This window comes from Lacticaseibacillus daqingensis (assembly GCF_003946115.1).
In the GTDB taxonomy this organism is placed as follows: Bacteria; Bacillota; Bacilli; order Lactobacillales; family Lactobacillaceae; genus Lacticaseibacillus; species Lacticaseibacillus daqingensis.
The window spans coordinates 1-1,117 of record NZ_RHOH01000030.1; the positions used below are offsets into that span (position 1 = coordinate 1).

Annotated in this window: 1 protein-coding gene; it reads left to right on the forward strand. The window is 49.7% G+C overall.

Annotation, left to right across the window (positions count from 1 at the left end):
* Positions 1-109 precede the first annotated feature (109 nt).
* Positions 110-1,108, forward strand: a complete 999-nt coding sequence (locus EKM88_RS13165; protein ID WP_125706737.1) for an IS30 family transposase — start codon at positions 110-112, stop codon at positions 1,106-1,108.
* Positions 1,109-1,117: the final 9 nt, after the last annotated feature.

Below are 1,117 nucleotides of genomic sequence, written 5' to 3' on the forward strand. Positions count from 1 at the left end.
GACGGATTTACAATGTAAGTGCAACAAATTAACCAAATAGAAAAGACTCACAGCCTGAGTCCTTGTAAAATGAAATCACCACAAGATCACATACAAGGAGAACTCGGCTATGAGTCCGTACAAACATCTTACCCTAAAGGAGCGTGAAACGATACTGCTTGGTATCAATAATGGTTGGTCACAAGAGCTGATTGCTAAGGAGATTGGTCGCTCCAAGAGTACTATCAGCCGCGAAGTTTCGCGTAATGGTGGCCGGGACAACTACTCCGTGGCCAATGCACACACTCGCTACCAAGCAGTACGTCAAAGTTGCCGTCGTCATCGTATTCTCGATCGGGCAGAGGTCCGTGAGCGTGTGGTAACGTCCATTACACAGCTTCACTGGTCCCCTGCACAAATCGCCGGTCGCTTGCGTCATGAGAACAGTTCGATTCAAATCAGTTATCCAACCATTTACCGCGGTATCTACCGTAATAATTTGGGTGTACCGTTGAAAAGCCATGGCGCACGCGGTCTTCCGAGACAGCTCCGTCACCGCGGAAAGACCCGCAAGGTTAAAGGTACTATTCACGAGCGACGAGGCCGCTTCAATGACGTCCCCTCGATCCATGAGCGACCAGTTTCTGCCGAGAAGCGTAGCTGGTTTGGCCATTGGGAAGGCGATACGGTGCGCGGAAAGACTGGCCACTCTGCGCTTGTCACGCTCGTTGATCGACGGTCTCGTTTTCTACTTTCTAAGCGCGTTATGAAGGTGAACGCCGATAACGTTAAGGCGGTAATGGTGGCACTGTTAAGCACGCAACCGAGCAACCGAGTGAGAACTATCACGCCAGATCGCGGAACCGAGTTTGCGCGCTATAAAGAACTTGCACGAGAGCTCAATGCCAAGGTGTTTTTCCCAGATCCACATGCGCCGCAACAACGTGGCACTAACGAGAATACAAACGGGCTAATTCGCGAATACTTTCCGAAGAACACTGACTTAGATCTACAAACTGACGAAGATATTCAGGCATTCGTTGAACAACTGAATAACAGGCCTCGCAAGGTCTTAGGCTGGAAGACACCATCAGAAGTCTACCTGGGTAAAAAGTTGCACTTGAGTTGACAATTCGTC